Source organism: Pseudomonas sp. ADAK2 TE3594 (assembly GCF_053628675.1).
Genome location: NZ_JBRJGV010000001.1, coordinates 4,717,920 through 4,744,181, shown reverse-complemented (window position 1 = coordinate 4,744,181; position 26,262 = coordinate 4,717,920). Strand labels below are relative to the sequence as shown.

The 26,262-nt window shown below is 59.6% G+C and carries 24 protein-coding genes; 15 read left to right on the top strand and 9 right to left on the bottom strand.

Features of this window, described 5'->3' with window-relative positions; translation table 11 throughout:
* Nucleotides 1–83 precede the first annotated feature (83 nt).
* The 4 genes from AB7M22_RS21150 to AB7M22_RS21135 all read left to right on the top strand — a co-directional run bounded on the left by AB7M22_RS21150 (nucleotide 84) and on the right by AB7M22_RS21135 (nucleotide 3,333).
* Nucleotides 84–638 carry a hypothetical protein gene (locus AB7M22_RS21150; RefSeq protein ID WP_454187687.1) on the top strand — a complete coding sequence of 185 codons (555 nt, stop codon included), beginning with the start codon at nucleotides 84–86 and terminating at the stop codon, nucleotides 636–638.
* 36 nt (nucleotides 639–674) lie between these two features.
* Nucleotides 675–1,952, top strand: a complete 1,278-nt coding sequence (locus tag AB7M22_RS21145; protein WP_008014064.1) for a flavohemoglobin expression-modulating QEGLA motif protein — start codon at nucleotides 675–677, stop codon at nucleotides 1,950–1,952.
* Between the two features lie 140 nt (nucleotides 1,953–2,092).
* Entirely contained in the window at nucleotides 2,093–3,007 is a 915-nt protein-coding gene (locus AB7M22_RS21140) for an alpha/beta hydrolase (protein ID WP_454187686.1), read from the top strand.
* The gene (locus AB7M22_RS21135) at nucleotides 3,004–3,333 is read left to right on the top strand and encodes a hypothetical protein (protein ID WP_008014068.1); all 330 of its coding nucleotides are present in this window, start codon (nucleotides 3,004–3,006) and stop codon (nucleotides 3,331–3,333) included. The genes AB7M22_RS21140 and AB7M22_RS21135 overlap by 4 nt, the downstream gene beginning before the upstream one ends.
* A 125-nt stretch (nucleotides 3,334–3,458) precedes the next feature.
* On the opposite strand, the gene AB7M22_RS21130 is transcribed toward AB7M22_RS21135, so the two are convergent.
* From AB7M22_RS21130 to AB7M22_RS21120, 3 genes are all read right to left on the bottom strand, one after another.
* Nucleotides 3,459–4,247 carry an OmpA family protein gene (locus AB7M22_RS21130; RefSeq protein ID WP_008012253.1) on the bottom strand — a complete coding sequence of 263 codons (789 nt, stop codon included), beginning with the start codon at nucleotides 4,245–4,247 and terminating at the stop codon, nucleotides 3,459–3,461.
* Between the two features lie 56 nt (nucleotides 4,248–4,303).
* Nucleotides 4,304–4,717, bottom strand: a complete 414-nt coding sequence (locus AB7M22_RS21125; protein WP_454187685.1) for a DUF4398 domain-containing protein — start codon at nucleotides 4,715–4,717, stop codon at nucleotides 4,304–4,306.
* 366 nt (nucleotides 4,718–5,083) lie between these two features.
* Complete coding sequence (locus AB7M22_RS21120; protein WP_007897668.1) at nucleotides 5,084–5,428, bottom strand: hypothetical protein; 345 nt, start codon at nucleotides 5,426–5,428, stop codon at nucleotides 5,084–5,086.
* Nucleotides 5,429–5,746: 318 nt separating this feature from the next.
* Here AB7M22_RS21120 and ppc point away from each other — a divergent pair, with 318 nt between their 5' ends.
* The 7 genes from ppc to AB7M22_RS21085 all read left to right on the top strand — a co-directional run bounded on the left by ppc (nucleotide 5,747) and on the right by AB7M22_RS21085 (nucleotide 13,196).
* Nucleotides 5,747–8,377 carry a phosphoenolpyruvate carboxylase gene (gene ppc, locus AB7M22_RS21115; protein WP_454187684.1) on the top strand — a complete coding sequence of 877 codons (2,631 nt, stop codon included), beginning with the start codon at nucleotides 5,747–5,749 and terminating at the stop codon, nucleotides 8,375–8,377.
* 302 nt (nucleotides 8,378–8,679) lie between these two features.
* Nucleotides 8,680–9,327, top strand: a complete 648-nt coding sequence (adk, locus tag AB7M22_RS21110) for an adenylate kinase (protein WP_454187683.1) — start codon at nucleotides 8,680–8,682, stop codon at nucleotides 9,325–9,327.
* Nucleotides 9,328–9,420: 93 nt separating this feature from the next.
* Nucleotides 9,421–10,095: a tRNA (adenosine(37)-N6)-threonylcarbamoyltransferase complex dimerization subunit type 1 TsaB gene (gene tsaB / locus AB7M22_RS21105; protein WP_454187682.1), complete on the top strand. Its 675-nt coding sequence runs from the start codon at nucleotides 9,421–9,423 to the stop codon at nucleotides 10,093–10,095.
* A 290-nt stretch (nucleotides 10,096–10,385) separates the two neighbouring features.
* Nucleotides 10,386–10,691: a hypothetical protein gene (locus AB7M22_RS21100; protein WP_454187681.1), complete on the top strand. Its 306-nt coding sequence runs from the start codon at nucleotides 10,386–10,388 to the stop codon at nucleotides 10,689–10,691.
* Nucleotides 10,691–11,551, top strand: coding sequence for a DUF72 domain-containing protein (locus tag AB7M22_RS21095; protein WP_454187680.1), 861 nt, complete (start codon nucleotides 10,691–10,693; stop codon nucleotides 11,549–11,551). The genes AB7M22_RS21100 and AB7M22_RS21095 overlap by 1 nt, the downstream gene beginning before the upstream one ends.
* 125 nt (nucleotides 11,552–11,676) lie before the next feature.
* On the top strand, nucleotides 11,677–12,498 hold the full coding sequence (locus tag AB7M22_RS21090) for an isocitrate lyase/PEP mutase family protein (protein WP_007906280.1): 822 nt from the start codon (nucleotides 11,677–11,679) through the stop codon (nucleotides 12,496–12,498).
* A gap of 2 nt (nucleotides 12,499–12,500) precedes the next feature.
* A complete protein-coding gene (locus AB7M22_RS21085) occupies nucleotides 12,501–13,196 on the top strand; it encodes an extensin-like domain-containing protein (protein ID WP_454187679.1) in 696 nt (231 codons plus the stop codon).
* Between the two features lie 4 nt (nucleotides 13,197–13,200).
* On the opposite strand, the gene AB7M22_RS21080 is transcribed toward AB7M22_RS21085, so the two are convergent.
* Nucleotides 13,201–13,821: an energy transducer TonB gene (locus AB7M22_RS21080; protein WP_454187678.1), complete on the bottom strand. Its 621-nt coding sequence runs from the start codon at nucleotides 13,819–13,821 to the stop codon at nucleotides 13,201–13,203.
* 93 nt (nucleotides 13,822–13,914) lie between these two features.
* On the opposite strand from AB7M22_RS21080, the gene AB7M22_RS21075 reads away from it, so the two are divergent.
* A complete protein-coding gene (locus tag AB7M22_RS21075; protein ID WP_008012270.1) occupies nucleotides 13,915–14,697 on the top strand; it encodes a class I SAM-dependent methyltransferase in 783 nt (260 codons plus the stop codon).
* 135 nt (nucleotides 14,698–14,832) lie between these two features.
* On the opposite strand, the gene AB7M22_RS21070 is transcribed toward AB7M22_RS21075, so the two are convergent.
* Nucleotides 14,833–15,477, bottom strand: a complete 645-nt coding sequence (locus AB7M22_RS21070) for a TetR/AcrR family transcriptional regulator (RefSeq protein ID WP_454187677.1) — start codon at nucleotides 15,475–15,477, stop codon at nucleotides 14,833–14,835.
* A 93-nt stretch (nucleotides 15,478–15,570) separates the two neighbouring features.
* On the opposite strand from AB7M22_RS21070, the gene AB7M22_RS21065 reads away from it, so the two are divergent.
* From AB7M22_RS21065 to AB7M22_RS21055, 3 genes are all read left to right on the top strand, one after another.
* Nucleotides 15,571–16,671, top strand: a complete 1,101-nt coding sequence (locus tag AB7M22_RS21065; RefSeq protein ID WP_454187676.1) for an efflux RND transporter periplasmic adaptor subunit — start codon at nucleotides 15,571–15,573, stop codon at nucleotides 16,669–16,671.
* Nucleotides 16,672–16,677: 6 nt separating this feature from the next.
* Complete coding sequence (locus AB7M22_RS21060) at nucleotides 16,678–19,749, top strand: efflux RND transporter permease subunit (RefSeq protein ID WP_454187675.1); 3,072 nt, start codon at nucleotides 16,678–16,680, stop codon at nucleotides 19,747–19,749.
* Nucleotides 19,750–20,284: 535 nt separating this feature from the next.
* A complete protein-coding gene (locus tag AB7M22_RS21055) occupies nucleotides 20,285–21,631 on the top strand; it encodes a Fic family protein (RefSeq protein WP_454187674.1) in 1,347 nt (448 codons plus the stop codon).
* A gap of 106 nt (nucleotides 21,632–21,737) precedes the next feature.
* On the opposite strand, the gene AB7M22_RS21050 is transcribed toward AB7M22_RS21055, so the two are convergent.
* From AB7M22_RS21050 to plsB, 4 genes are all read right to left on the bottom strand, one after another.
* Nucleotides 21,738–22,427, bottom strand: a complete 690-nt coding sequence (locus AB7M22_RS21050; protein ID WP_008015064.1) for a DUF4197 domain-containing protein — start codon at nucleotides 22,425–22,427, stop codon at nucleotides 21,738–21,740.
* Nucleotides 22,428–22,481: 54 nt separating this feature from the next.
* Nucleotides 22,482–22,880: a YbaY family lipoprotein gene (locus AB7M22_RS21045; RefSeq protein WP_454187673.1), complete on the bottom strand. Its 399-nt coding sequence runs from the start codon at nucleotides 22,878–22,880 to the stop codon at nucleotides 22,482–22,484.
* A 51-nt stretch (nucleotides 22,881–22,931) separates the two neighbouring features.
* Complete coding sequence (locus AB7M22_RS21040) at nucleotides 22,932–23,618, bottom strand: hypothetical protein (RefSeq protein ID WP_454187672.1); 687 nt, start codon at nucleotides 23,616–23,618, stop codon at nucleotides 22,932–22,934.
* Nucleotides 23,619–23,715: 97 nt separating this feature from the next.
* Complete coding sequence (plsB, locus tag AB7M22_RS21035; protein ID WP_454187671.1) at nucleotides 23,716–26,214, bottom strand: glycerol-3-phosphate 1-O-acyltransferase PlsB; 2,499 nt, start codon at nucleotides 26,212–26,214, stop codon at nucleotides 23,716–23,718.
* Nucleotides 26,215–26,262: the final 48 nt, after the last annotated feature.

Below are 26,262 nucleotides of genomic sequence, written 5' to 3'. Positions count from 1 at the left end.
ACTGACACAACGCCTTCGCGGGCAAGCCTCGCTCCTACAGGTTCGGTGACCATTCGGGGCGCTGTGTTCATAGGGAGTGTTGAATGAAAGCCTGGCGCGTCATTGTGATCGCCTTGTCGATCCTGCTGCTCAGTGGCTGTCTGGTGACTTTCAAGGAGCCGCTGCCCGCCAGCGAGCCCGCGCCCAAAGGGCTGCTCGGCAAATGGACCAGCACCAATGCCTGGGGCGAGCCGATGAATCTGGAACTGACGCGCATCGGCGACAATCGCTATCAGGCGGTCAGCTACTTCAAGGCCAAGCCCCATGAGCGTGAAGCCTATCCCTTCACCGTGTCGCGCCATGGCAATCGCTGGTACCTGTCGGCGAAGGTGCCGGCGCAGTTCGGCGGGAACTTCACCATCACTGGTTTTGAGCTCAACGATAAGCACGAACTGGTGGTCTACAACCTCGACCTCGAGCAGATAAAACAGGCCATGGGCCAAGAAGCTCTCAGTGGCCAAGGCTTCCGGACCGACGACGGCGACGGGGTGTTGATCAACAACAGCCTGGATCAGGTGTTTGCCTACCTCGATGACCCGGCCAATTCCGATGTTTTCGTCGAAGCGGTGCGTTATCAGCGCCAGGCCAAAACCAAATAAACCCAGCACGTAACGGTTTTACTACAGGAGTTTCGGGTGGACGAATACCAGCAGACGATACGCATTTTGTCCGATCGCATAGTGCTGGCGCAGACGCCGATTCGCGTTCTGGATGCGGTCAAGTGGGACGACAGCATTCGCAAGGGGTTCTTCAAAGGCAAGGGCAAGGAAATGCCGGCCGTGGACCGCGACTACTACCTCAATCGACCTCTGGCATTTGATTCCAGCAAAGTGAAGCTGGAATTCCAGAACATCGAGCGCGACATCACCCGCCAGCTCGGCCAGTTCAACCCGGTCGGCCAGATCATGCGCCGCATGTGCAAGGAATACCGGATGGTGGTGCGCATGCTCGAAGCGCGCGGCACCGAGGATTTCGGGCTGATTTCCCAGGAGTTGTATGGCGCGGCGTCCGATGCGTTTCACGCTGGCGACCCAACCCTGGCCGACTTGGGCCTGATGCTCTCCGATTACCTGAACAACATCGACGGCCGTGGCGACCTCAAGGACGAACCGAAAATCCTTACCGCCAAGGAAGCCGTCGACCTGCTGCAACATCGGTTGAACAAGGTGTTTGGCGAGGCCGAGGAAACCATTCGGGTATTCGAGTCCGACGGGATCGTCGCCGATGCGGCGGCCGGCGCCGACTACATCAAGATCCGCGCCGACGCGATGTTCAACGACCGTGACGTGCGTGCGCTGGAAGTCCACGAAGGGTTGGTGCATGTGGGCACCACGCTCAACGGCCTGAATCAGCCGATCTGCACCTTCCTGTCCAAAGGCCCGCCGTCGTCCACCGTGACCCAGGAAGGCCTGGCGATACTGATGGAAATCATCACCTTCGCCTCCTACCCGAGCCGCCTGCGCAAACTGACCAACCGCACCCGTGCCATTCACATGGTGGAGGAGGGCGCGGACTTCTTGCAGATCTACGAGTTCTTCTGTGAGCAAGGCTTCGAAATGGCCGAAAGCTACGGCAACGCCAGTCGGGTTTTCCGCGGCTCGGTGCCGACCGGTCTGCCATTTACCAAAGACTTGTCCTACCTCAAGGGCTTTATCATGGTTTACAACTACATTCAGTTGGCCGTGCGTAAAGGCAAGCTGGAGCAGATACCGCTATTGTTTTGCGGCAAGACCACGCTGGAAGACATGCGGACCTTGCGCCAATTGGTGGACGAAGGCCTGGTGGTGCCGCCCAAGTACCTGCCCGACCAATTCCGCGACATGAACGCGCTATCGGCCTGGATGTGCTTTTCCAACTTCCTCAACCACCTGAGCCTGGACCGGATCGAAGCGGATTATTCCAACATTTTGTGAGCACAACACACCCTGTAGGAGCGAGGCTTGCCCGCGAAGAACGATAACGCGCTCTATCTGATCTACCGCGTCATCGTTCTTCGCGGGCAAGCCTCGATCCTACGGACCTGCTATCAATCGTTAGTGCGAGGTTTCACCGGATGAGAATCCTCGGCATCTTTTGCCTGCTCCTGGCCCTCGGCGGTTGCGACTCTCTGCTGTTCTATCCCGAGCCCGGCCAGCCGTTCACCCCGGAAAAAGCCAAACTCGAATTCCGCGACGTCACCCTGATTACTGCCGACGGCCTCAAGCTGCATGGCTGGTGGCTGCCGGCGAAAAAAGGTGTCGAGGTCAAAGGCACGGTGCTGCATTTGCACGGCAACGGCGGCAACCTGGCGTGGCATTTGGGGGGGAGCTGGTGGTTGCCGGAGCAGGGCTATCAAGTGTTGCTGGTGGACTACCGTGGGTACGGTTGGTCCGAAGGTAAACCGGCGTTGCCGGCGATTTATCAGGACATCGACGCCGCGTTCAAATGGCTCGACCAGGCCCCGGAGGTCAAGGGCAAGCCGCTGATCCTTCTCGGTCAGAGCCTTGGCGGTTCGATGGCCGTGCATTTCCTGGCCCAACATCCCGAGCGCCAGCGGCAACTCAAGGCTTTTGTGCTCGATGGTGTGCCTGCCAGCTACCGCGATGTCGGGCGTTTCGCCCTGAGCACGTCATGGATGACCTGGCCGTTCCAGGTGCCATTGTCCTGGTTGGTGCCGGACGGCGACAGCGCGATCCATTCCATGAAGCAGCTCAACGGCGTACCGAAACTGATCTATCACAGTATCGATGATCAACTGGTGCCCCTTTCCAATGGCATCCGACTGTATCAAGCTGCGCCGCCGCCGCGAGTGCTGCAACTGACCCGGGGCGGTCATGTGCAAACCTTCGCCGACCCGGTCTGGCAAAAGGTCATGCTGCGCTACCTCGAAGACCCGCAGCATTTCAACGGCTTGCGCCGCCTGGGTGAAATCCCGAATTACCCGGCGCCCCTGAATTCTGAAGATGAACCACCAGAGAGTCCGCAATGAGTGAAGAACGTAACGCCATCCCGCTGATCATCACCGGTATTTGCAGCATCCTCGGCACCGTTGGCGCCCTGTGGTGGTACGGCTACCTGCACTTCGCCAAACCCGAAGATGCGCTGCTGCTCAGCGACTTCACCATGCTCAAGACCGTGCCGGGCGAAGACTACAAGGTCTCCCTGGAACCGGCCCCGCAAGTGGCCCAGTGCATCGATGGCGTGCTGGTGCTGTTCGACACCGACCAGAAAGGCCTGACCGGCGTGCTGATCAACAGCAAGAAAAAAGCCGTGCGCTGCATGGGCCAGGAAACCCCGCAAAAACTCGAGCAATGAACATCCCGTAGGAGCGAGGCTTGCCCGCGAAGAACGATGATGCGGTCTAACAGATAAACCGAGTCATCGTTCTTCGCGGGCAAGCCTCGCTCCTACAGGGGCTTTTGCGTTACCGCAGGTTCAATTTAGTTCGAGCTGATCGCCGAACGCGGGACGACAGGCTGGTTGTCATTGGAAATGGTCACTTCCACCCGACGGTTCATCGCACGGCCCGAGACGCTGGCGTTCTCCGCAACCGGGTATTCCTTGCCATAACCCTGGGCCACGATGCGCGCCGGGTCGACACCCATCTTGATCAGGGCCACTTGCACCGAGGTCGCTCGACGCTCGGACAGCGACTGGTTGTACGACGCCGAGCCAGTGCTGTCGGTGTAACCCTCGACAATCACTTTGCGGTCCGGGTTTTCCTGAAGGAACTGCGCCAGTTTGTTGATATTCACCAAACCGTTGGACTTCAGGTCAGCCTTGTTGGTGGCGAACAGCACATCACCAAACGTCACCAGCGTGCCGCGATCGGTCTGTTTGGCATTCAGACTGTCCTGCAGCTGTTTGATCTGCTGGTCGCGGGCATCCAGACGAGCCTGGGCCCGTTGTGCCGCGGCATTTTTCAGGTTGTTTTCAGCGGTGCGCAGGGCGATGGTCTGCTTGGCCACTTCAACACGCTGATTGGTCAGGTAAGCCAGTTGGTCGACCTTGGCCTGGTCTTCCCTATCCAGGTAAGCCTTGTTGGCCTTATCCAGGTATTCGCTGGCGTCTTTGGTTTCCAGCGCCGCGACTTTGCTGGCTTGCGGGTTGGCTTGCAGGCCGGTGTAGTTGGTGCGGGCTTGCTCCAGGTTCGCGTTGGGCGGTGTGGAGCAGGCAGCCAGTGCAACGCTTGCGGCCAGGAGGGCGGGGATCATCAATTGTTTGCGCATAATAGTTCGTCCTTTCTATCGATAAGAGTTTCAGGTCTGAAAGTCGGGATGCGCGCTTACTGCACGGTGCGCTGACTTTCCTGACGCAGTTCCTGAACACCTTTCTGAGAGTCCTTCACAGCTTGTTCGGCTTTCATCGCCTGGGCCTTGCGCTCGGCGACACGGGCGTCCCACTCGGCTTGCTCGGCCAGCATTCTGGCTTCGTCATACTTCTTGTCGTGCATGGCTATTTCGGCTTGTTTGAGCTTGTCCTGAGCGGCCTTCATTTCCACGGCGGCGAATTCGGTACCACCGGCGCTGACGGCGCTGTTCACCGCCGATTGGGTTACAGCGTATTGCTCGCTCGGCGGGTTACCGGCGCAACCGGCCAGAACGAAGCTGCTGCCGATGGCCAGAGCAGCCAGTTTGAGACCGCGCAGAGGGGGGAACGAGGATGATGCGGTGCTGGTCTTCATGGTTTTCAACTCCATTGGATAACTCCTGAAAAACATCTGAATCCATCCTGGGCAAGGAGCCGCAACCATCAATTTCCAGAGTGCTTTTTGAAACGGCCGTCCCAGGCATGGTTACTGGGTGTGACCCGAGGTGTTTTTCAAAAGTTCAGAGAAAATGCTATCGACCGAAAAAAACCTGATCGAGTGGACAAGGCTCTAAGTCGGGAATTTTCGGGCGACGCAGGGATACTCCCGGGTCTTTAAGTGGCCCGGAAATTCACCGTCTTGAAGGAAGAATGCCATCAAACTGTGGGAGCGAGCCTGCTCGCGAAAGCGGTAGGTCAGTCATCCGCAATGTTGACTGTACTGACGCCTTCGCGAGCAGGCTCGCTCCCACAGGAATCAGTGTTTTTGCTTGTCGTTATCGCCCGACAAATCATGCAAATGACGACGGGACAAGGCGAGAAAACGCGGGGTCGGGCCGACGTCTTCGTACAGCGGATCACCTTCTTCATCGGTGGCCACCACCGTTGACCCTTTCACGTACGGAAAACTCGCTTCGAGTTCTTCCAGGGCGGCGCCGATCAACTCGCCGAGCAGTTCTTCGGGGTGCCGTTTAGGGTACATGTCGATAATTGCCGCCAGCCGTGCGGCGGCTTCCACGTCCAGATGAATCGCGTAGCCAGAGTCGGTCAGACGACCCTTGGCGTTTTCTTCCCAATGCTTGGCGAGCTCGCGGATTTTCATGATGACCTCGTTGCGCACCTGCTCGTGGCAGGCCGGGTGAGTGTCCGGCGGTGGCCGGTGGTACGCCGTTGTACGGCTTATGGTTGAGATTAGCGGTAACGCTCGGTGTTTGAAGTCCTTGGCGTCGTCTGCTTGTAAGAACCGCTTTACGACGGCACTCTCTATGACAGAGCTTCTAACAACAAAGCATAGCCGCCAATGCCAGTCCAGGAGCCAGGCTTGCCGGCGAAGGCGTCCTTGAGAGCGCCTTCGCCGGCAAGCCTGGCTCCTACACTGACATTGAACACAGCCGCCCGGATTTTCGCTGGAGAATTGCTGATGACTGACATTGATGCACGCTTGCGCGAGGACGTTCACCTGTTGGGTGAGCTGTTGGGCAACACCATTCGTGAACAGTACGGGGACGACTTTCTCGACAAAATCGAGCAGATCCGCAAAGGTGCCAAGGCCGACCGTCGCGGTTCGATGGACGCCGAACTCAGCGCGAGCCTCAACCAGTTGAGCGAAGACGAGTTGCTGCCGGTGGCGCGGGCGTTCAACCAGTTCCTCAATCTGGCCAATATCGCCGAGCAATATCAGCTGATTCATCGCCGTGAAGAATCGCAGCCTGCGCCGTTCGAGGCCCGGGTGTTGCCGGAATTGCTCGCTCGCCTGCTGACCGCGGGCCATGACGCCGAGTCCCTGGCGCGGCAATTGGGCCGGCTGGAAATCGAGCTGGTATTGACCGCGCACCCCACCGAGGTGGCGCGTCGCACGCTGATCCAGAAGTACGATGCGATCGCCGCGCAATTGGCCGCACAGGACCATCGCGACCTGACCACCGCCGAGCGCGAGCAGATCAAGACGAAGTTGCAGCGCCTGATCGCTGAAGCCTGGCACACCGAAGAAATCCGCCGTACCCGTCCGACACCGGTGGATGAAGCCAAGTGGGGCTTCGCAGTGATCGAGCATTCGCTGTGGCAGGCGATTCCCAACTATTTGCGCAAGGCCGATCAGGCCCTGCATTACGCCACCGGCCTGCACTTGCCGCTGGAGGCCGCGCCGATTCGCTTTGCCTCGTGGATGGGCGGCGATCGTGACGGCAACCCCAATGTCACCGCCGCAGTGACCCGCGAAGTGTTGCTGCTGGCGCGCTGGATGGCCGCCGATTTGTATCTGCGCGATGTTGATCACCTCGCCGCCGAGTTGTCGATGCAGCAGGCCAGCGACGCCTTGAAAGCCAAGGCCGGCGACAGCGCCGAGCCTTACCGCGCAGTGCTCAAACAATTGCGTGAACGCCTGCGCGCGACCCGTAACTGGGCCCATGCATCCCTGACGGCAAACACGCCAGCATCCGCCGATGTGCTGCAAAACAACCGCGACCTGCTGGACCCGCTGGAGCTGTGCTACCACTCGCTGCATGAATGCGGCATGGGCGTCATCGCCGATGGCCCGTTGCTCGATTGCCTGCGCCGTGCGGTGACATTCGGGCTGTTTCTGGTGCGCCTTGATGTGCGACAGGACTCATCCCGCCACACGGCGGCCATGACCGAAATCACCGATTACCTCGGCCTGGGCCGTTATGAGGATTGGAGTGAGGAAGAGCGCATCGCCTTCCTGATGCGCGAACTGAACAATCGCCGCCCATTGCTGCCCGCGTACTTCAAGCCGTCTGCCGACACCGCCGAAGTGCTGGCGACGTGTCGGGAAATCGCTGCGGCACCGGGGGCTTCCCTCGGTTCGTATGTGATTTCCATGGCCGGTGCCGCTTCCGACGTGCTGGCCGTGCAATTGCTGCTCAAAGAATCCGGTGTATTGCGGCCGATGCGCGTGGTGCCGCTGTTCGAAACCCTCGCCGACCTCGATAACGCCGGCCCGGTGATCGAAAAACTGTTGCTGCTGCCCGGTTATCGCTCGCGCCTGCAAGGGCCGCAGGAAGTGATGATCGGTTATTCCGACTCGGCCAAGGACGCTGGCACCACCGCAGCGGCCTGGGCGCAGTATCGGGCGCAGGAGCGTTTGGTCGACATCTGTCGCGAGCAGCAAGTGGAGCTACTGTTGTTCCACGGTCGCGGTGGTACCGTGGGCCGTGGTGGTGGTCCGGCGCACGCGGCGATTCTGTCGCAGCCGCCGGGATCGGTGGCGGGGCGTTTCCGCACCACCGAGCAGGGGGAAATGATTCGTTTCAAATTCGGTCTACCGGACATCGCCGAGCAAAACCTCAATCTGTACCTGGCAGCGGTACTGGAAGCGACCTTGCTCCCGCCGCCACCACCCGAGCCTGCCTGGCGCCATTTGATGGACGAATTGGCCGCCGACGGCGTCAAGGCTTACCGCGCCGTGGTGCGGGAGAATCCGCAGTTCGTCGAGTATTTCCGCCAGTCCACCCCGGAACAGGAGTTGGGGCGTTTGCCGTTGGGCAGCCGCCCGGCCAAGCGTCGCGCTGGCGGGATTGAAAGCCTGCGCGCCATTCCGTGGATCTTCGGTTGGACCCAGACGCGCCTGATGCTGCCGGCCTGGCTCGGCTGGGAAGCGGCATTGAGCAAGGCGCTGGAGCGCGGCGAGGGTGAGTTGCTGGGGCAGATGCGCGAGCAGTGGCCGTTCTTCCGTACCCGCATCGATATGCTGGAAATGGTACTGGCCAAGGCCGACGCCGACATCGCCCAGTCTTACGATGAGCGCTTGGTCGAGCCGGATCTGCTCCCTTTGGGTGCGCATTTACGCGACCTATTGTCGCAGGCCTGTGCGGTGGTCCTGGGGTTGACCGGCCAGTCGCAGCTACTGGCACATAGCCCAGCTACCCTTGAATTCATCCGCCTGCGCAACACTTACCTCGACCCGCTGCATCTATTGCAGGCCGAACTGTTGGCACGTTCGCGGCAACAGGATGTGGCCCAGGGCAGCCCGGTAGAACAGGCGTTGCTGGTGTCTGTGGCGGGGATTGCCGCCGGTTTGCGAAATACCGGCTAAGGTTTTCATCGTGGGGGACAGGCACCCGGCGTGAGCGTCGAGTGCCTGCTGGCGAGCGGTCGAAAAGGTCTGTCACGCGACAGTTAATGATGGGGTTGCGACTTGGGTTACCCCTTCGCAAGGTCTCATCAGGTGCGGGTTTCTCCGACTTTCGGCGGCTTGTGTGGGCAGGGCCTGCTGTGTATCTTGATCAGCCTTTGACCGTTTGGGCGGTCACGACCCTATTTCTGAGATTGGCCCCACGTGGCGAATCCATTGTTTTGTTTAAGTTATTCTAAATAAAAAATTGAGGAGCACATCTAATGCGCGTCATTCTGCTGGGAGCTCCCGGGGCCGGTAAAGGTACTCAGGCTAAGTTCATCACCGAGAAATTCGGCATTCCGCAAATCTCTACCGGCGACATGCTGCGTGCTGCTGTAAAAGCCGGTACCGAGCTGGGTGTTAAAGCCAAGGGCATCATGGATGCCGGTGGTCTGGTCTCCGACGATCTGATCATCGCTTTGGTCAAGGACCGTATCGCGCAGCCTGACTGTGCCAATGGTTTCCTGTTCGACGGTTTCCCGCGCACCATTCCGCAAGCTGAAGCGCTGGTAGATGCTGGTGTGGAACTGGACAACGTGGTCGAAATCGCCGTCGATGACGAAGAAATCGTTCAGCGTATCGCCGGTCGTCGCGTTCACGAGGCCAGCGGCCGCGTGTACCACACCGTCTACAACCCGCCGAAAATCGCCGGCAAAGACGACATCACCGGTGAAGAGCTGGTGCAGCGCAAGGACGACACCGAAGAAACCGTGCGTCATCGCCTGTCGGTCTACCACTCCCAGACCAAACCACTGGTAGAGTTCTACCAGGGGCTGGCCTCTGCGCAGGGCAAGCCGAAATACAGCCATATTCCGGGTGTTGGCTCGGTTGAAGTGATCACCGGCAAGGTGCTTGAAGCACTGAGCTGAAAAGTCTGATCGGCTTCATCTTCTACGGCCCGCTTGCGGGCCGTAGTTGTTTATACTGGCGCACTTTTTCTGACCTCTCTTACGGAAACATCGATGAGCACCTTGCTGGCCCTGGACACCGCGACTGAAGCTTGCTCCGTTGCCTTGCTGCATGACGGCAACGTCACGAGTCATTACGAGGTGATCCCGCGCCTGCATGCGCAGAAGCTGCTGCCGATGATCCAGCAACTGCTGGCCGATGCCGGGACCACGCTGCAAGCGGTCGATGCCATTGCCTTCGGCCGTGGACCGGGCGCGTTCACCGGTGTGCGGATCGCCATCGGCGTGGTGCAAGGTCTGGCGTTTGCGCTGGATCGCCCGGTGTTGCCGGTCTCCAATCTCGCCGTACTCGCCCAGCGGGCCTATCGCGAACACGGCGTCAGCCAAGTCGCGGCAGCTATCGATGCGCGCATGGATGAGGTGTATTGGGGGTGCTACCGCGAAACGGCGGGGGAGATGCGGTTGGTGGGCAACGAAGCTGTGTTGCCACCCGAAGTCGCCGCATTGCCGGCCGATGCCAGCGGCGAGTGGTTCGGCGCGGGCACCGGTTGGGGCTATGCCGAGCGCATTGCCGTCAACCTGAGCGGCTCGGATGCCGGCATGCTGCCCCACGCCGAAGACCTGCTGACCCTGGCGCGCTTTGCCTGGGAGCGCGGTGAAGCGATCGTGGCCGATGAGGCGCAGCCGGTGTATCTGCGCGATAAAGTCGCGACGCCCAAAGCGCGTTAATCCACACGGTCCTGTGGCGAGGGGGCTTGCCCCCGTTCGGCTGCGAAGCAGTCGCAAAACCAGCCAATGCGGTGTGTCAGGGGAATGTGGTGGTGGTTTTTGGGGCCGCTTCGCGACCCAACGGGGGCAAGCCCCCTCGCCACAATCAGCATTTCATCTCTAGCCAATCGTCACTTTCTAACCTGCGCTTTTAAACCTTTTCGCTTTTCTGTGTTCTAGTTATCACTCGGCAGTTTGCGAAGTGGGCTATGTGCCACTAAGCTGCCATCACTGATACCGGACATGTACTCATGCGTATAGACGGCGTTTCCTCCCAGTCCTACCCCATCAAGCGCAAGCCCCGCAAAGGCCCTGTGGCGGATGACGACTACGTCGATATCGACGGCGAGCTGGAATTCCCTACCGAAGAGCAATTGGCCGCTCGCGCCGCCAAAGCTTCCGCACAACGCCTGAGCAATCTCCCCGCGCGTCAACAAGACATGATTTATCACCGCGCCATGAGCAAAAGCGTGGCGATGGCACTGGCCAGTTACCTGAGCACCGCCACTTTTGTCGATTGGGAAGCGGATGTACTGGGTCTCGACCTGTACATCTGATGCTGCAGCCTTACTACCTCGGCTGCCCGTCCTGGAGTGAAAACGCCTGGCGCGATTACTTGTATCCACAAGACGCCAGGCCCACCGAGTTTCTCAATCTTTATTCTCAAGTGTTCAACGCCGTGGAAGGCAATACGACCTTCTACGCGAGCCCCTCTGCCGCCACTGTGCAGCGTTGGGCCGAAATCATGCCCGAACACTTTCGTTTCACCGCCAAATTCCCCGGCGACATCAGCCACAGCGGTGACCTGCGCGAACAATTGACCGCCGCCGAGACTTTTCTGCAATTGCTCAGCCCTCTGGGTGAACGGGTTTCTCCCCTCTGGCTGCAATTGTCCAAAAGCTTCACCCCTCAACGCTTGTCCGAGTTGGCCGGCTTTATCGATGCGGTGGACCGGCCTTTGGCGGTCGAAGTGCGGCACGATGAGTTCTTCGCCAAGGGCGATGCCGAGCGGATGCTCAATCGCCTGTTGCTGGACCGCGGTGTCGAGCGCATCTGCCTCGATCCGCGAGCGCTGTTCAGCTGCACCTCGACCGATCCTTCGGTGCTCCACGCCCAATCGAAAAAGCCCAGGGTGCCGCCTCGACCCGCGGCGTTTACTCAGTTTCCACAGGTGCGTTTCATCGGCCATCCTGTGCTTGAAGCCAACGATCCATTCCTGGTGCCGTGGGTCGAGAAAATCGCTGTCTGGATCGAAGAGGGCCGCATGCCCTATATCTTCCTGCACACCGCCGATAACCTGCTGGCAGCGAAACTGGCACAACGTTTTCACGCACAACTGATGCTGCGTTTGCCTGGCTTGCCGCCGCTACCTGAGCTATACAGAGAACCCGCCGCCGAGCAACTTGGCTTGCTCTGAAGCGGCTTCTTTCCCAGCTGTAGGAGCCAGGCTTGCCGGCGAAGGCGTCCTTGAGTGCGCCTTCGCCGGCAAGCCTGGCTCCTACGAAAAGCGGTTCATCTTTCCCCTTTTTCAGGAGTCTGCCAATGGATGCGCAAACCCTTCGAGCCCAGGCGTTCAAAGCACTGCACGAACGCGAGGGCGCTTTTGTCATTCCCAACCCTTGGGACGCCGGCTCGGCGAAAATGCTCGCCAGCCTTGGCTTCGAGGCGCTGGCGACCACCAGTGCCGGTTACGCCTTTTCCCGGGGGCGTCCCGATGGTGGGTTGACGCTCGACGAGACCCTGGCGAACGTTGAAGCGATTGTCGCGGCCACTGATCTGCCGGTAGCGGTGGATCTCGAAAACGGTTTTGCCGATGCCCCCGCAGACTGCGCCCAAAGTATTCTGCGGGCAGCCAAGGCCGGTGCCGTTGGCGGTTCGATCGAAGATGCCACGGGGCGCGAAGACGGTCCGATCTACTGCTTCGAGCATGCCGTGGCGCGTATCGAAGCGGCCGTCGCGGCGGCTCGCAGTTTGCCTTTTCCCTTCGTGCTGACGGCGCGTGCCGAGAACTTTCTGCACGGCAATCCTGACCTCGACGATACCATTCGACGCTTGCAGGCATTCGCCGAGGCGGGAGCCGACGTGCTTTACGCACCGGGCCTGCGCAGCGCTGAAGAGGTCTTGGCGGTGGTCCGAGCCGTGGCGCCGAAACCGGTCAATGTATTGATGTCCGGCGGGCTCAAGCTGACGGTCGAGCAGTTGAGTGAAATGGGCGTCAAACGCATCAGCGTCGGTTCGGCCCTGGCTTTGGCGGCGTATGGCGAGTTCTTCCGCGCCGCCGAGGAAATCCAGCAACACGGGACCTTCGGCTTTACCTCCCGCTCGATGCCGTTCCAGAAGGCCAATCAATTGTTCAAAGGCTGACGATGCGGTTTCGGTGGGGGCTGTTGCTGGTGCTGTTGATCATCGGCGCTGCCGGGTTAAGCGTCTGGCGCGGCTGGGTTTCCATTCCTGCGCAATGGAACCCATGGGCGCCGCTGGACGTAAAGGCCGAACCGAACCTGCTGACCCGCTACAAACTGATGCGCCTGCGCGATGACCCGCAGTTATGCGACCAGGTTCTGAGCAGCTCAGGTTTGCGGGTGGCCCGTCAGGCCGACAACCCGGACGCGACTTGCCCGTTGACCAACACCTTGCGTGTGCAAAGTGGCGAGGCGGCGCTGAGCAGCAGTTTCCTCGCCAGTTGCAGCCTGGCAGTAGCGTTCGCCTTGTTCGAGCGCCACGCCCTGCAACCGGCGGCTCAGGCTGTCTACGGGCAGGCTGTGAAACGGGTCGACCATCTCGGCAGCTTCGCCTGTCGTAACGTCTACAACCGTGAAAACGGCAGACGCAGCCAGCATGCCACTGCCGATGCGCTGGATATCAGCGGATTCCGGCTGGCGGACGGCCGATTCGTCAGCGTGCTCAAGGATTGGCCGAAGGATAACCAGGACGCGAGATTTCTCCATCAGGTCCGCGACGGTGCGTGCGACATGTTCAGTGTGGTATTGAGCCCGGACTACAACGCCGCCCATCGCAATCACTTTCATGTGGATGTCGGGCCGTGGTGGCGGTGCCGCTGAAGGATTATGCGGCGATGCGCAGGTTCTGCAGAACGATCGGGCGTGCCCAGCCGTTATCGAAATCGAGTTGTTTCTGTTGTTCCACCAGCTCTTCGGGCGAGAACGGCGGGAACGGCTTGTCCAGCAGATCGAGTTCGAACTCGGCGATTGGCAAGTGCAGCGGACGCGGTTGCGGTGCGGTGGCAGGCTCTGGCAGCGGTTGACCGGCAGTGAGCACGATTGGGCGTACCCAGCCGCTTTCGAAGTCCTGTTGTTTCTGTTGCGCGACGATTTCTTGCGGCGGGAACGGCGGGAACGGTTTGTCGGCCAAGTCCATTTCGAACTCGGCAATCGGCAGGAACAGAGGCTCGGGTGGGCGGACTGCGGTTTCTGTTACATCACATTCGCGCTGGGAAATGATGTGTGCCAGCAGCTCGCTGCCAACGGTCGGTTCGACCGGGCTGTCGAGATCGACCGGTGGGAAGGTGCCAGACGCGGGCGCAACATCACTCGACTGATCGGCCAGAGCCTGGGCAAAAAAATCCTGCCACAGGTGACTGACGCCGCTCAGTGCTTGGGAATTTCGCAGGCCAAAATCGCCGTGGGGCGAGATGTAACCTATCGATGTGCGTTGAATGTCTGACATTTCTCTCGGTCGACGCTCAGCTCTGGCAAAATGCTCGATAGTTTGGTTATCGGCCGTTTTTGCCGATCATTAATTTTTTCGAGCGTGTTTTCCATGATTGAGCAACCTGCGGCCTGCCGCATCCATGTCGAGGCCTTGGGCACGACCTTTCAGCCACAGGCCGAGCAATGGGCCGAGCGCCTGGGGTTGCCGTTGCAGGTGGATGACGGTGAGTTTGCCTTGCAGGTGGGCGAGCAGGGGTTGCAGCTGCAACAACTGGGGCCGGACGCACCGGGACCGGTGCGGGTGGATTTTGTCGAGGGCGGTGCGGCCCATCGTCGGTTGTACGGCGGCGGCAGCGGTCAGATGATCGCCAAGGCGGTCGGCGTCGCCCAAGGCGTGCGCCCGAGGGTGCTGGATGCTACGGCGGGGCTGGGCAAGGACGCGTTCGTGCTGGCCAGCCTGGGCTGCGAGATGAGCCTGATCGAGCGCCAGCCGCTGATCGGCGCGTTGCTTGAAGATGGCCTGGCGCGCGGCGCGGAAGACTTCGACGTGGCGCCGATCGTGGCGCGGATGCGTTTGCTCAAGGGCAACTCGATCGAAGTGATGCGCAACTGGGAAGGCGAGCCGCCGCAGGTGATTTACCTCGACCCGATGTTTCCCCATCGCGAGAAAACCGCGTTGGTGAAGAAGGAAATGCGCTTGTTCCGGCCGCTGGTCGGCGATGACCCGGATGCGCCGGCATTGCTCGAAGCGGCATTGGCCCTGGCCAGTCACCGGGTGGTGGTCAAGCGCCCGCGCAAGGCACCGTGCATTGACGGGCCGAAGCCGAGTCATGCGCTGGATGGCAAATCTAGCCGGTATGACATTTATCCGAAGAAAGCGCTCAAGCCCTGAGACCGTGTCGCCCCCATCGCGAGCAGGCTCGCTCCCACATTAGATTTGTGGTGGACACAAAATGTGTGATTACCCTAAATCCACTGTGGGAGCGGGCTTGCCCGCGATGGCGTCGGCCCAGACACTACAAATCGATCAGACCGACTCCGGCCGATAAGCCCGCATAAACAACCCCACCACTTCCCGCACATGGGCTTCAGCCGCATCCCCGGTCACCGGCTCGCCACAGCCATACAGCAGCCGGAAATTCCCCGCGCCCTTGAGCAGGCAAAAGAAATGCTCTGCCGCATTGCGCGGTTTATCGATGCTCAACACGCCGCTCTGATCGACCTTGGTCAGCAACCGCTCCATGCCATGCAACATGCGCTCTGGTCCGGCTTCGAAGAAGATCAGCGAGAGTTTCGGGTCCTGGCTGCCCAGCGTCATCATCAGCCGATGCAGGTTCACCGATTCGTCGCTGTTGATCAGTTGATGAAAGCCGCGCGCGATGTTCAGCAGCACGGATTCCACCGCAATGCCGTCCGGCAATTCAAAAAACAGCGGTGGCAGTTGCTCTTCGCACTTGGCCACCACGGCGGCGGAGAACAGTGTCTCCTTGTCGTTGAAATGGCTGTAGACCGTCAGCTTCGACACGCCGGCCTCGGTCGCCACGGCATCCATGCTGGTATTGGCGTAACCCTTACTCAGAAACAGGATTTTCGCCGCATCGAGGATTGCCTGGCGCTTGGCAAGATCCTTGGGGCGGCCCGGACCACTGGGTGTTGAAAGATTGTTAGACATTCTTCGCTTTAATACTGGACTGGTGAGTTTGCTATTAATAACATACTGGTCAGTATAATTATTCAAAGCACCATTAGCGAAAGGTCCTTCACCATGTTCCGCTATGCCTTGCCCCTCGCATTGCCGGTCAGTCTGGCTTTTTTATTGTCTGCGTGTGGCCATGAAGAGGCGCCTCAAGTCACCGTCCGCCCGGCCATGGTCGTACAGCCAGAGCCCTCGGCTCAGGCCATGGAAAGTTATCCCGGTGAAGTCCGCGCGCGCTATGAACCAGATCTGGCCTTCCGCATTGGCGGCAAAGTCAGCCGACGACTGGTCGAGGAAGGCCAGCGGGTCAAGGCTGATCAACCCTTGGCGGAACTGGATCCTCAGGACGTGCGCCTGCAACTGGAAGCCACCCGTGCCCAAGTCGCGGCCGCAGAAGCCAACCTGAACCTGGTGCGCACCGAGCGTGATCGCTACAAGACCCTGATGGAGCGGCAGATGGTCAGCCGTTCGCAGTACGACAATGCGGAAAACCTCTATCGCTCCGGCGAAGCACGCCTCAAGCAAATCAAAGCCGAATTCAACGTATCGACCAATCAGGCCAGTTATGCGGTGCTGCGCGCGCCGCAGGATGGCGTGGTGGCCAAACGTGCGGTTGAAGTCGGGCAAGTGGTGGCGGCCGGGCAAACCGTGTTTACCCTCGCCACCGATGGCGAACGCGAAGTGTTGATCAGCCTGCCGGAGCAGAGTTTTGGTCGCTTCAAGGTCGGCCAACCGGTCTCGGTGGAACTCTGGACCCAACCCGATCAACGTTTCCCCGGACGCATCCGTGAGTTGTCGCCTGCGGCCGACCCGAAATCGCGCACCTTCGCCGCTCGCATTGCATTTACCGCTGGCAAGGTTCCCGCCGAACTGGGCCAGAGTGCCCGGGTGTACATCCAGACCGCCGATGCGGTGTCGTTGTCGGTGCCGTTGTCGGCGGTCACTGCGGAAAACGGTGCCACTTATGTGTGGGTGGTCGGCGCCAACAACACCCTGAAGAAAGCCCCGGTGCGGGTCGGTGCATTCGGCGAGAAAACCGTGCCGGTGCTTGAAGGCCTGAACGCCAGCGACTGGGTGGTGGCGGCCGGTGTTCATGTGCTTCACGACGGGCAGCAAGTACGCCCGGTGGATCGCTCCAACCGTGTGGTCAATCTGGCGCACAAGGAGTAATCCCCGATGGGTTTCAATCTTTCCGAATGGGCGCTGCGTAACCGCCAGATCGTACTGTTTCTGATGCTCTTGCTGGCCGTCGTCGGCGCGTTGTCCTACACCAAGCTGGGCCAAAGTGAAGACCCGCCGTTCACCTTCAAAGCCATGGTGATTCGCACCAACTGGCCGGGGGCCACGGCTGAGGAAGTGTCGCGCCAGGTTACCGAGCGTATTGAAAAGAAACTGATGGAAACCGGCGAGTACGAACGGATCACCTCGTTCTCCCGCCCGGGCGAGTCCCAAGTGACGTTCATGGCGCGGGATTCCATGCATTCGGTGGAAATCCCGGACCTCTGGTATCAGGTCCGCAAGAAGATCGGCGACATCCGTCAGACCCTGCCACCGGGCATCCAGGGCCCGTTTTTCAACGATGAATTCGGCACCACCTTTGGCAACATTTACGCCCTGACTGGCGAAGGTTTTGATTACGCGGTGCTCAAGGACTACGCCGACCGAATCCAGATTCAGCTGCAACGGGTCAAGGATGTGGGCAAGGTCGATCTGATCGGGCTGCAGGACGAGAAGATCTGGATCGAACTGTCCAACGTCAAACTGGCCACCCTCGGGTTGCCATTGGCGACGGTGCAGCAGGCGCTTGAAGAGCAGAACGCGATGTCCAACGCAGGTTTCTTCGAAACCACCAGCGAGCGTTTGCAGCTACGGGTTTCGGGGAATTTTCAGACGGTCGAAGAGATCAAGAACTTCCCGATCCGGGTCGGTGATCGCACGTTCCGCATCGGCGATGTGGCGAACGTTCGTCGTGGCTTCAACGATCCACCGGCGCCGCGCATGCGCTTCATGGCTGAAGACGCCATCGGCCTGGCCGTGGCCATGAAAAGCGGTGGCGACATTCTGATTCTGGGCAAAGCGCTGGAAGTCGAATTCGCCCGGATCCAGAAAACCCTGCCGGCTGGCATGCAGCTGCGCAAGGTGTCCGATCAACCCGCCGCGGTGAAAACCGGTGTCGGCGAGTTCGTCCAGGTGCTGGTGGAGGCGCTGGCGATTGTGTTGCTGGTGAGTTTCTTCTCGCTCGGTGTACGCACCGGCATGGTCGTAGCGCTGGCGATTCCGCTGGTGTTGGCGATGACGTTCGCCTGCATGTATTACTTAGGCATCGGCCTGCACAAGATTTCCCTCGGCGCGCTGGTACTGGCGCTGGGGTTGCTGGTGGACGACGCGATCATCGCCGTGGAAATGATGGCGATCAAAATGGAGCAGGGCTTCGACCGGGTCAAAGCCGCCAGCTATGCCTGGACCAGCACCGCGTTTCCGATGCTCACCGGTACGTTGATCACCGCTGCCGGTTTCCTGCCAATTGCCACCGCGCAATCGGGCACCGGCGAATACACCCGCTCGATCTTCCAGGTGGTGACCATCGCGCTGTTGGCGTCGTGGGTTGCCGCCGTGGTCTTTGTGCCTTATCTGGGGGAAAAACTCCTGCCAGACCTGGCGAAAATTCACGCCGCCAAACACGGCACCGGCGACGGCCAACCCGACCCTTATGGCACGCCGTTCTATCAGCGCGTCAGACGGCTGGTGGAGTGGTGCGTGCGCCGGCGCAAAACGGTGATCGTCCTGACCATCGTGATGTTCGTCGCCTCAGTGGTGCTGTTCCGTTTCGTGCCGCAGCAGTTCTTCCCTGCTTCGGGGCGGCTGGAGTTGATGGTCGATCTGAAGCTGGCCGAAGGTGCCTCCCTGAGTAACACCGCCGAGGAGGTCAAACGCCTCGAAGGCCTGCTCAAGGATCACGCCGGGATCGACAACTACGTGGCTTATGTCGGCACCGGTTCGCCGCGTTTCTACCTGCCGCTGGATCAGCAACTTCCGGCAGCGAGCTTTGCCCAGTTTGTCGTCCTGGCCAAAACCATCGAGGACCGCGAAACCCTGCGCACCTGGCTGATTGAAACCCTCAACGAACAATTCCCGGCGCTGCGCTCGCGGGTTACACGGCTGGAGAACGGCCCACCGGTTGGCTATCCGGTGCAGTTCCGGGTCACTGGTGAGCACATCGAGGAAGTCCGCGCATTGGCCCGTAAAGTCGCGGCCAAGGTTCGCGAGAACCCACACGTGGCCAACGTGCATCTGGACTGGGAAGAGCCGAGCAAAGTCGTTTACCTGAACGTCGATCAGGACCGCGCCCGGGCGCTGGGCGTGAGCACGGCAAACCTCTCGAGTTTCCTGCGAAGTTCGCTGACCGGTGCCAGCGTCAGCCAGTACCGCGAAGACAATGAATTGATCGAGATCCTGCTGCGCGGCACGGTGCATGAGCGCACTGAATTGGCGTTGCTGCCAAGCCTGGCCGTGCCGACCGACAATGGTCGCAGCGTGGCGCTGTCGCAGATTGCGACGCTGGAGTACGGCTTTGAAGAAGGGATCATCTGGCACCGTAACCGCCTGCCCAACGTGACGGTTCGCGCCGACATCTACGGCAAGGAACAACCGGCGACGCTGGTGCAGCAAATCATGCCGACCCTCGATCCGATTCGTGCCGAGCTGCCAGACGGCTATCTGCTGGACGTCGGCGGTACGGTGGAAGACTCGGCTCGCGGGCAGAACTCGGTGAAGGCCGGCGTGCCGTTGTTCATTGTGGTGGTGCTGACGTTGCTGATGCTGCAACTGCGCAGTTTCTCACGCACGGTGATGGTGTTTCTGACGGCGCCACTGGGGCTGATTGGTGTGACGCTGTTTCTGATGGTGTTCCGCCAGCCGTTCGGTTTTGTGGCGATGCTTGGAACGATCGCCTTGTCCGGGATGATCATGCGTAACTCGGTGATTCTGGTGGATCAGATTGAGCAGGATATCGCTGCCGGGCTTAAGCCTTGGCAGGCGATTATCGAGGCGACGGTGCGGCGTTTTCGGCCGATTGTGCTGACGGCGTTGGCGGCGGTGTTGGCGATGATTCCATTGTCTCGCAGTGTGTTTTTCGGGCCGATGGCGGTGGCGATCATGGGCGGGCTGATTGTGGCGACGGCGTTGACGTTGCTGTTTTTGCCTGCGCTGTATGCGGCTTGGTTCAGGGTCCGTAAAGAGTCTGTGTGATTGTTTGGTCTTGGCGGCCTTCGGGCCGACCATGCTCTTGGTTGGTGGGGGGGGCATATCCGTTGCTGCGGTAACGGCGGCTTAGGGGTTCGCCCTTACGGCGAGTCCCTTTTGGCAAACGCCCCAAAAGGAACCAAAAGGTCTCGCCCCAAGCGTCCGGCCCCTCGCTGAGGCTCGGCGTTCCTTCGCTCCGGTATCCATCTGGGGGCATCGCCCTACGGTTGGCTTCGCTTCAACCTACATGCGATGGGTTCGACTGCGTCGAACGGCGCTGCGCGCCAATCCCCAGATGAACACCTCCACTCAGCCTCCCGAAGGGGCGGGTGGATCAAGATCAAAAGCTGCAGGCGAGCTAACGCTCGGCCTGTTGAGTGGGGAGGGGCGGGTGTATGCCGATGGCTTTTTGTAGGAGCGAGGCTTGCCCGCGAAGGCGGTCCAAGCTCCTACACATATTTCAGATCCGTCTGATATTGAATCAACGTAGGTGCGCTGTTGTACTCAAGACTCAATTTCGTGAGTTTCTGAGCCACCGATAATGAAAAAACCGCCCATGCTGAAGGGCAGATCCGACCCGGTGTTCGATCTGTTGGGGCAGTCGCCCCACAAGGAACGCCTCTCGGACTATCTCGCACTGCTCAAGCCTCTGGACGATCAGGGGCGCTATCTTCCGTTCGATGAGTTGCGCTACCGCTGGGCGCCGGGGCTGGATTCGAATCTGTGCTGGGCCTTGGTCAAGAAAGCCCGGACCGCGCAGTATTCCAGCCTTTTGCCATTGGGCGAGCCCATTCAATGGGGCCAATTTGTGCTGACTCCATTGGCACAGAAAGCTATTTCTGCCGTCGACCGGAAAGCCACAACGGCCGCGTTGGAGTACATGACGGGCCAGATCGGCGAGCGCGCGCATTTCAGCTATCTGCTCAACGATCTGATCGAAGACGAAGCGATCAGCAGCAGCCAGCTCGAAGGCGCGGCAACCACCACCCGGGTGGCCAAGGACATGCTTAAGCGCAAGCGCCTGCCGCGTACGCCGGATGAGCGGATGGTCATCGGCAACTACAAGATGATGAACTTCGCCTGGGAAAAGCGTTATGAACCCTTGAACGTCGAGTTGATCACGGCGATGCATCGTGTTGGCGTCGAAGGTATCGATGACCTGCAATATTCACCGGGTGCTTTCAGGGTCAACGATGACGTGGTGGTGCAGGACGGCGAGGGTAATACCGTTCATATGCCGCCCTCCGCGGCGGGGCTCGCGTCACGATTGCAGGTGTTGTCGAAGTGGGTCAATCAGTCTCACGACGATCCCGATCGAGTGGATTACCTTCATCCATTGATCAAAGGTATCGCGCTGCATTTTGCGCTGGGCTATGAGCATCCTTTTCGCGATGGCAACGGTCGGGTCGCGCGGGCACTGTTTTACTGGTTCATGTTCAAGAATGACTTCTCGGCCTTTCGCTACATCGCGATCAGCCTGTTGCTGCGCAACGCGCCGGTGAAATATGGGCGCTCATATCTGAATACCGAAGCCGATGATCTGGACCTGACCTATTTCATCGATTTCCAGTGTTCAGTCGTCTTCCGGGCAGTCAGCGCCTTTACCGAGGCTTATCGGAAAAGCCTGGCCTATACCGAAAGCTTTGATCGATGGCTGCTGGCGTCAGGTTTTTTCGATCAGCTCACCGAGAAACAGCGAACCGTATACCAAGTGGCCAAGAGTGGAATGGCCAAGGAGTTCACGGCGGACAATGTGAAGGAGAATCTGAGTTGCTCTTACAACACCGCGTCGGCCACCCTGAACGGGTTGGTTGAGTTGAAGGTATTCGAGAAAAGGAAGATGGGGCGCGAATGGGTGTTCTTCTTGCGGGCAGCGTCGGCGGTCTGATCTTTTGTGGGAGCGAGCCTGCTCGCGATAAGGCCGTGTCAGTCGACATCAACTGTGGCTGACACACCGCTATCGCGAGCAGGCTCGCTCCCACAGGCGTTGAGGTTTAGAGCGTACCAAACACCTTCTTAGCCAAACTGGTCGCCGCCGCCGCAGGGTTCTGGCGAATGGTTTCTTCCTGTTTGCCAATCATCTCGAACAAACCGTTCAACGCCTGCTCGGTCACGTAGCTTTCGATGTTGGCATTTTTCGCATCCAGCGCGCCCAAGGTCGCGGCTTGTCCGGCGAATGCGTTGTACTGCTGGGCCAAACCGACCTGGTCGGTGGCTTGTTTGACGATCGGCAGGAACTTGATGCGGATCTGCTCGCGGCTGGTTTTGCTCAGGTACTGAGTCGCCGAGTCCTTGCCGCCGCTGAGGATCCCCTTGGCATCTTCCACGGTCATCTTCTTCACCGCATCCACCAGAATCGGCTGAGCCTGTGTCACGGCCGTTTCAGCCGCTTTGTTCATACTGGTTTCCAGTTGATCGACTTGATCGCCCATGCCGAACTGTTTCATTTTCTTGGCGACTTTACCCAGCTTGCCCGGCAATTCGATCTTCACGTCAGGGTTGTTGCTGAAGCCGCCGGGTGTGCCGAGTTGTTTAACGGCCAGTTGCGCGCCTTGGGTCAGAGCGTCCTTGAGACCTGCGCTGGCGTCTTGTTGCGACAGGTCACTGAGAGACCCTGCCAGGGCGTTGGCGCAGATCATCAAGCCTGCGCACAGGCCGGCGAAGCGAAGGGTAGGGCGGAGCATGGCGGCTTCCTTATTTAGAAAAAAGGCTCAGAAAAAAAGGTTCAGAAAATAGAATTAACGGGCCGCGTCGACGCGGATTTTCAGGGGTTGCCGATCTTTGCCGTCCAGTTGCACGGCGTGATTTTCAGTGGTGATGAACATCAGTTCGCCATTGACTTCGATGCGCGCGCTGACCGAGTAGCGGTGGCCGGGTTTGACCTGCGCCGGATCGTAGCTCAAATGGAACGGCAACGGCACCTGGCCTTTGACCGGACCTTTCTGCTCGTCGAGCACTACCGCGGGTGCGTCGGCCAGGGACACATCTTGCAAACTGACGCTCAAGGTTGCACTCGGTGGCAGGGCGATGCGTTGCAAGTAGAACACTTCGCCGTCGAGGCTGGCGTTGGCGGTCGGTTGTGTCGACTGGCAGGCACCGAGCAGGGTAGTCAGCAGGACGAGAGGGAGTTTTTTCATTCGGAGCCTCTATGACATAAGCGCCGGAAGAAGCCAGGCGCTCAAAGGAATTTAGCGGATTTTGCCAAAATCGTCCGTGAACAAACGTAATGGCCGGGTCAGCCACTGGTAAAACATCTGTAACCGACTTGAACGTGGCAAGTACGATGCCGGCGCAAGTTCGACCTGACTTGGAGACACGCTAATACGTTGGTGATAACGATTTTCGATGCCGGTCAGTGCGTAACGTTTGCCGGGTAACACGCTATCCGGATCGTACTTCAGGTAAAACGAAGTGGCGGTTTGTTCATTGTGGCTGACGCGAACCAGTTGAACTTCAGGTTGCTCGTTTTCATGCAGACTGATAGTCACGGCCTGTTCTGTCGCGAAGGCCGCAGGCTCTTGAGCTTCGATATACAACAGCCCGATCGGGCTCAAATGCAGGGTCTGGCGATGGGGCAGCCGATTCACGATAACGAAGTAATCCTGTTCCAGCAGTAACGCCTGTCGATTGTGGAACATCTGGATGTTGATCTGATACTTGACGCCGATGTTGCTGTAGAGGTGTGGGAATGAAAAATCCCATTGGCCATCGGCAATTGAAGGGTGGTGCCAGTCCAGCACTTTTATCGGCGGCGTTGAGTTGGCAGTCCGTACGCTGATAACGGTTTCGCGCTCGCTATCATCGGCGGCGACAAAGTCTGGAGGTAGGCTGAAAGTTACAGTGATGTGCGGAGTCGTATCATTTAAGAGGCTCATCGCGATGTCCTTATCGTGATCGGTTAAAAGAGCCTATTAATTCATGAATCAAGTAACCGGAAAACATCCGTGCGTTCCGGTTAGTTATCTGCAAGTTTCAGACTTCGGTAAGTGCACCGGTTTCTGCCGCATCTTCACTGCGATGCAACGCCACCTGACGGATCGACAAACGAATCTCCGCGGGCAATACCCGTTTGGCCGCGCCTTCGGCCAATTCGCCGAGCAGCTTGTGATAGCTCAACTTGCCGGCTTCGTCGCGGCGCAGCACGTCGAGGTCCAGCATCGTCTGGATGAAGTGACGGAACAGGCTCTTGTCGAAGAACTCCGGGGCGTTCAGGCCGTGGAGGATCGACAGGCGCTGGGCCATGACCGTGCACAGATCTTCCAGTTCTTCGGCGCTGATGCTGTTCTGGCCGTTGTTGAGCAGCAAGGAAACGGTCATGTAGAAGCGCTGCAAGGTCTGGGCGATGCTTTTCGACAGCAGCGTCAGCAGCACGAAATGCCGTGAGCTCGGTGCCGGACGCAGGTACACGTCTTTCTCGAAACGCAGCAGGCCTTGTTCGACGAAGGCTTCGAGCCATTGATCGATAACGGCATCGAGTTCGTCCATCGACCAGCGAATGAACAGCTCCGATTGCAGGTACGGATACAGCGCGCGTGTGTAGCGCAGGATCTGCTCGCGGCTCATGCGCGAGGTGCTCTGGAAGAAACTCGCCAGCAACGACGGCAACGCGAAGATGTGCAGTACGTTGTTGCGGTAGTAGGTCATCAGGATGGCGTTCTGTTCGTCCAGGTACAGAATCTTGCCCAGCGCATCGCTTTGCTCGGACAGCAGGTCCATGTCCTTCACGTGCTCGATCAACGCCCGACCATCGCCCTCCGGCAGGGTAGTGTGCGAGGAGTAGGGAACCTTGCGCAACAGTGCCAGATACAGATCGAGTACCCGCGCCATGGCGCGATCGTCCAGGGCCAGACGGCTGGTGGACAGCAACGCCAGGGCCACCAGATTCACCGGGTTGATCGCTGCCGCTTCATTCAAATGCTGTGCGACTTTCTCGCCGAGGCGGTTGGTGGTTTCGTTGAGCCAGGCCGGTTTGAACTGTGGCCCGAGCTCCTGTTGGCGCCAGTCTGGCTGTTCGCTGTCGAGGAACTCCGCCAGTTTGATCGGCTCACCGAAGTTGACCGCGACCTGACCGAAGCGCTGTTTGAGCGCGCCGATGACTTTGAAAATGTCGAAAATCGATTCTTTCTTCTTGCTCGCGCCACGCAATTCGCCGAGGTAGGTGCGGCCTTCCAGCACACGCTCATAACCGATGTACACCGGCACGAAGACGATCGGCATGCGCGACGAACGCAGGAAGCTGCGCAGAGTGATCGCGAGCATCCCGGTTTTCGGTTGCAGCATGCGCCCGGTGCGCGAACGGCCGCCCTCGACGAAGTACTCGACCGGGAAGCCTTTGGTGAACAGCGTGTGCAGGTATTCGTTGAACACCGAGGTATAGAGCGGGTTGCCCTTGAAGGTGCGGCGCATGAAGAACGCGCCGCCACGCCGTAGCAGGCTACCGATCACCGGCATGTTGAGGTTGATCCCGGCGGCAATGTGCGGCGGGGTCAGGCCGTTGCGGAACAGCAAATAGGAGAGCAGCAGGTAGTCGATGTGGCTGCGATGGCACGGCACGTAGATCACTTCGTGACCCTGGGCGACTTTCTGCACACCTTCGATGTGGTTGACCTTGATGCCGTCGTAGATCTTGTTCCAGAACCAGCTCAGCACCACTTCCAGAAAGCGGATCGCGGTGTAGGTGTAGTCCGAGGCGATCTCGTTACCGTAGCGCAAGGCCTGGGCCTTGGCTTTTTCCGGCGAGATGTTCTCGCGCTCGGCTTCGTCGAGGATCGCCTGTTTGACCAATGGCTGATTGAGCAGGCCTTTGACCAGGTTACGGCGGTGGGAAATGTCCGGGCCGATCACCGCGGCTTTCAGGTTGCGAAAGTGCACCCGCAGGATCCGCTGGGCCATGCGCACAGTGCGCTCGTGGCCTTTGTTGTGATCGATCAGTTCACGCAGATGAATCGGCGCCGAGAACTGCACCCGGGTCTTGCGCCCCAGCACGACGATGCTCAGCAGCCGACGCAAACGCCCGGTAACAGCCCAGCTGTCGGCGAACAGCAGTTTCCACGGGCTCGACTCGCTGTCCGGCGATTGGCCCCAGAACACGCTGACTGGAATGATCTGCGCGTCTTCGGCGGCGTTCTGGCTCAGGGCGCTGACCAGACGGGTCAGGGTCGGTGGCGCACCGCGTTTGTCCTGACGGCCGAGCCAATCGGGCTCCGGTGTCAGGTAAAAGAATGCAGCGGGTTCCACCAGCGCACCCACCGATACCGGCAACACCGGGCGCGGCAGGCCGGCCTTGCTGCATTCGGTATCGACCACGGCGAGGTCGGTCAGTGAAGGATTTTGCAGGACGTAGAACACCGGCCGGCTGCGGTCGAGGTCAAGGGTGAACGACGACTGGTTGATCGTCTCCGAGCGAACCCAGAGGTACAGCAGTCGGCGCAGGGTGCCAAACACAAGACGGCGGAACGGGGAGCGGGTCATACGGCTTCTGCGTGAGTGGAAAAAACCAAGCAATCGCTCGGGCGGGCG

Excerpts from the sequence above, each read along its gene's own strand:
- AB7M22_RS21150 (WP_454187687.1), top strand. The coding sequence starts at position 84 with ATGAAAGCCTGGCGCGTCATTGTGATCGCCTTGTCGATCCTGCTGCTC.
- AB7M22_RS21140 (WP_454187686.1), top strand. The coding sequence starts at position 2,093 with ATGAGAATCCTCGGCATCTTTTGCCTGCTCCTGGCCCTCGGCGGTTGC.
- AB7M22_RS21135 (WP_008014068.1), top strand. The coding sequence starts at position 3,004 with ATGAGTGAAGAACGTAACGCCATCCCGCTGATCATCACCGGTATTTGC.
- AB7M22_RS21130 (WP_008012253.1), bottom strand. The coding sequence starts at position 4,247 with ATGCGCAAACAATTGATGATCCCCGCCCTCCTGGCCGCAAGCGTTGCA.
- AB7M22_RS21125 (WP_454187685.1), bottom strand. The coding sequence starts at position 4,717 with ATGGAGTTGAAAACCATGAAGACCAGCACCGCATCATCCTCGTTCCCC.
- AB7M22_RS21120 (WP_007897668.1), bottom strand. The coding sequence starts at position 5,428 with ATGAAAATCCGCGAGCTCGCCAAGCATTGGGAAGAAAACGCCAAGGGT.
- ppc (WP_454187684.1), top strand. The coding sequence starts at position 5,747 with ATGACTGACATTGATGCACGCTTGCGCGAGGACGTTCACCTGTTGGGT.
- adk (WP_454187683.1), top strand. The coding sequence starts at position 8,680 with ATGCGCGTCATTCTGCTGGGAGCTCCCGGGGCCGGTAAAGGTACTCAG.
- tsaB (WP_454187682.1), top strand. The coding sequence starts at position 9,421 with ATGAGCACCTTGCTGGCCCTGGACACCGCGACTGAAGCTTGCTCCGTT.
- AB7M22_RS21100 (WP_454187681.1), top strand. The coding sequence starts at position 10,386 with ATGCGTATAGACGGCGTTTCCTCCCAGTCCTACCCCATCAAGCGCAAG.
- AB7M22_RS21095 (WP_454187680.1), top strand. The coding sequence starts at position 10,691 with ATGCTGCAGCCTTACTACCTCGGCTGCCCGTCCTGGAGTGAAAACGCC.
- AB7M22_RS21090 (WP_007906280.1), top strand. The coding sequence starts at position 11,677 with ATGGATGCGCAAACCCTTCGAGCCCAGGCGTTCAAAGCACTGCACGAA.
- AB7M22_RS21085 (WP_454187679.1), top strand. The coding sequence starts at position 12,501 with ATGCGGTTTCGGTGGGGGCTGTTGCTGGTGCTGTTGATCATCGGCGCT.
- AB7M22_RS21080 (WP_454187678.1), bottom strand. The coding sequence starts at position 13,821 with ATGTCAGACATTCAACGCACATCGATAGGTTACATCTCGCCCCACGGC.
- AB7M22_RS21075 (WP_008012270.1), top strand. The coding sequence starts at position 13,915 with ATGATTGAGCAACCTGCGGCCTGCCGCATCCATGTCGAGGCCTTGGGC.
- AB7M22_RS21070 (WP_454187677.1), bottom strand. The coding sequence starts at position 15,477 with ATGTCTAACAATCTTTCAACACCCAGTGGTCCGGGCCGCCCCAAGGAT.
- AB7M22_RS21065 (WP_454187676.1), top strand. The coding sequence starts at position 15,571 with ATGTTCCGCTATGCCTTGCCCCTCGCATTGCCGGTCAGTCTGGCTTTT.
- AB7M22_RS21060 (WP_454187675.1), top strand. The coding sequence starts at position 16,678 with ATGGGTTTCAATCTTTCCGAATGGGCGCTGCGTAACCGCCAGATCGTA.
- AB7M22_RS21055 (WP_454187674.1), top strand. The coding sequence starts at position 20,285 with ATGAAAAAACCGCCCATGCTGAAGGGCAGATCCGACCCGGTGTTCGAT.
- AB7M22_RS21050 (WP_008015064.1), bottom strand. The coding sequence starts at position 22,427 with ATGCTCCGCCCTACCCTTCGCTTCGCCGGCCTGTGCGCAGGCTTGATG.
- AB7M22_RS21045 (WP_454187673.1), bottom strand. The coding sequence starts at position 22,880 with ATGAAAAAACTCCCTCTCGTCCTGCTGACTACCCTGCTCGGTGCCTGC.
- AB7M22_RS21040 (WP_454187672.1), bottom strand. The coding sequence starts at position 23,618 with ATGAGCCTCTTAAATGATACGACTCCGCACATCACTGTAACTTTCAGC.
- plsB (WP_454187671.1), bottom strand. The coding sequence starts at position 26,214 with ATGACCCGCTCCCCGTTCCGCCGTCTTGTGTTTGGCACCCTGCGCCGA.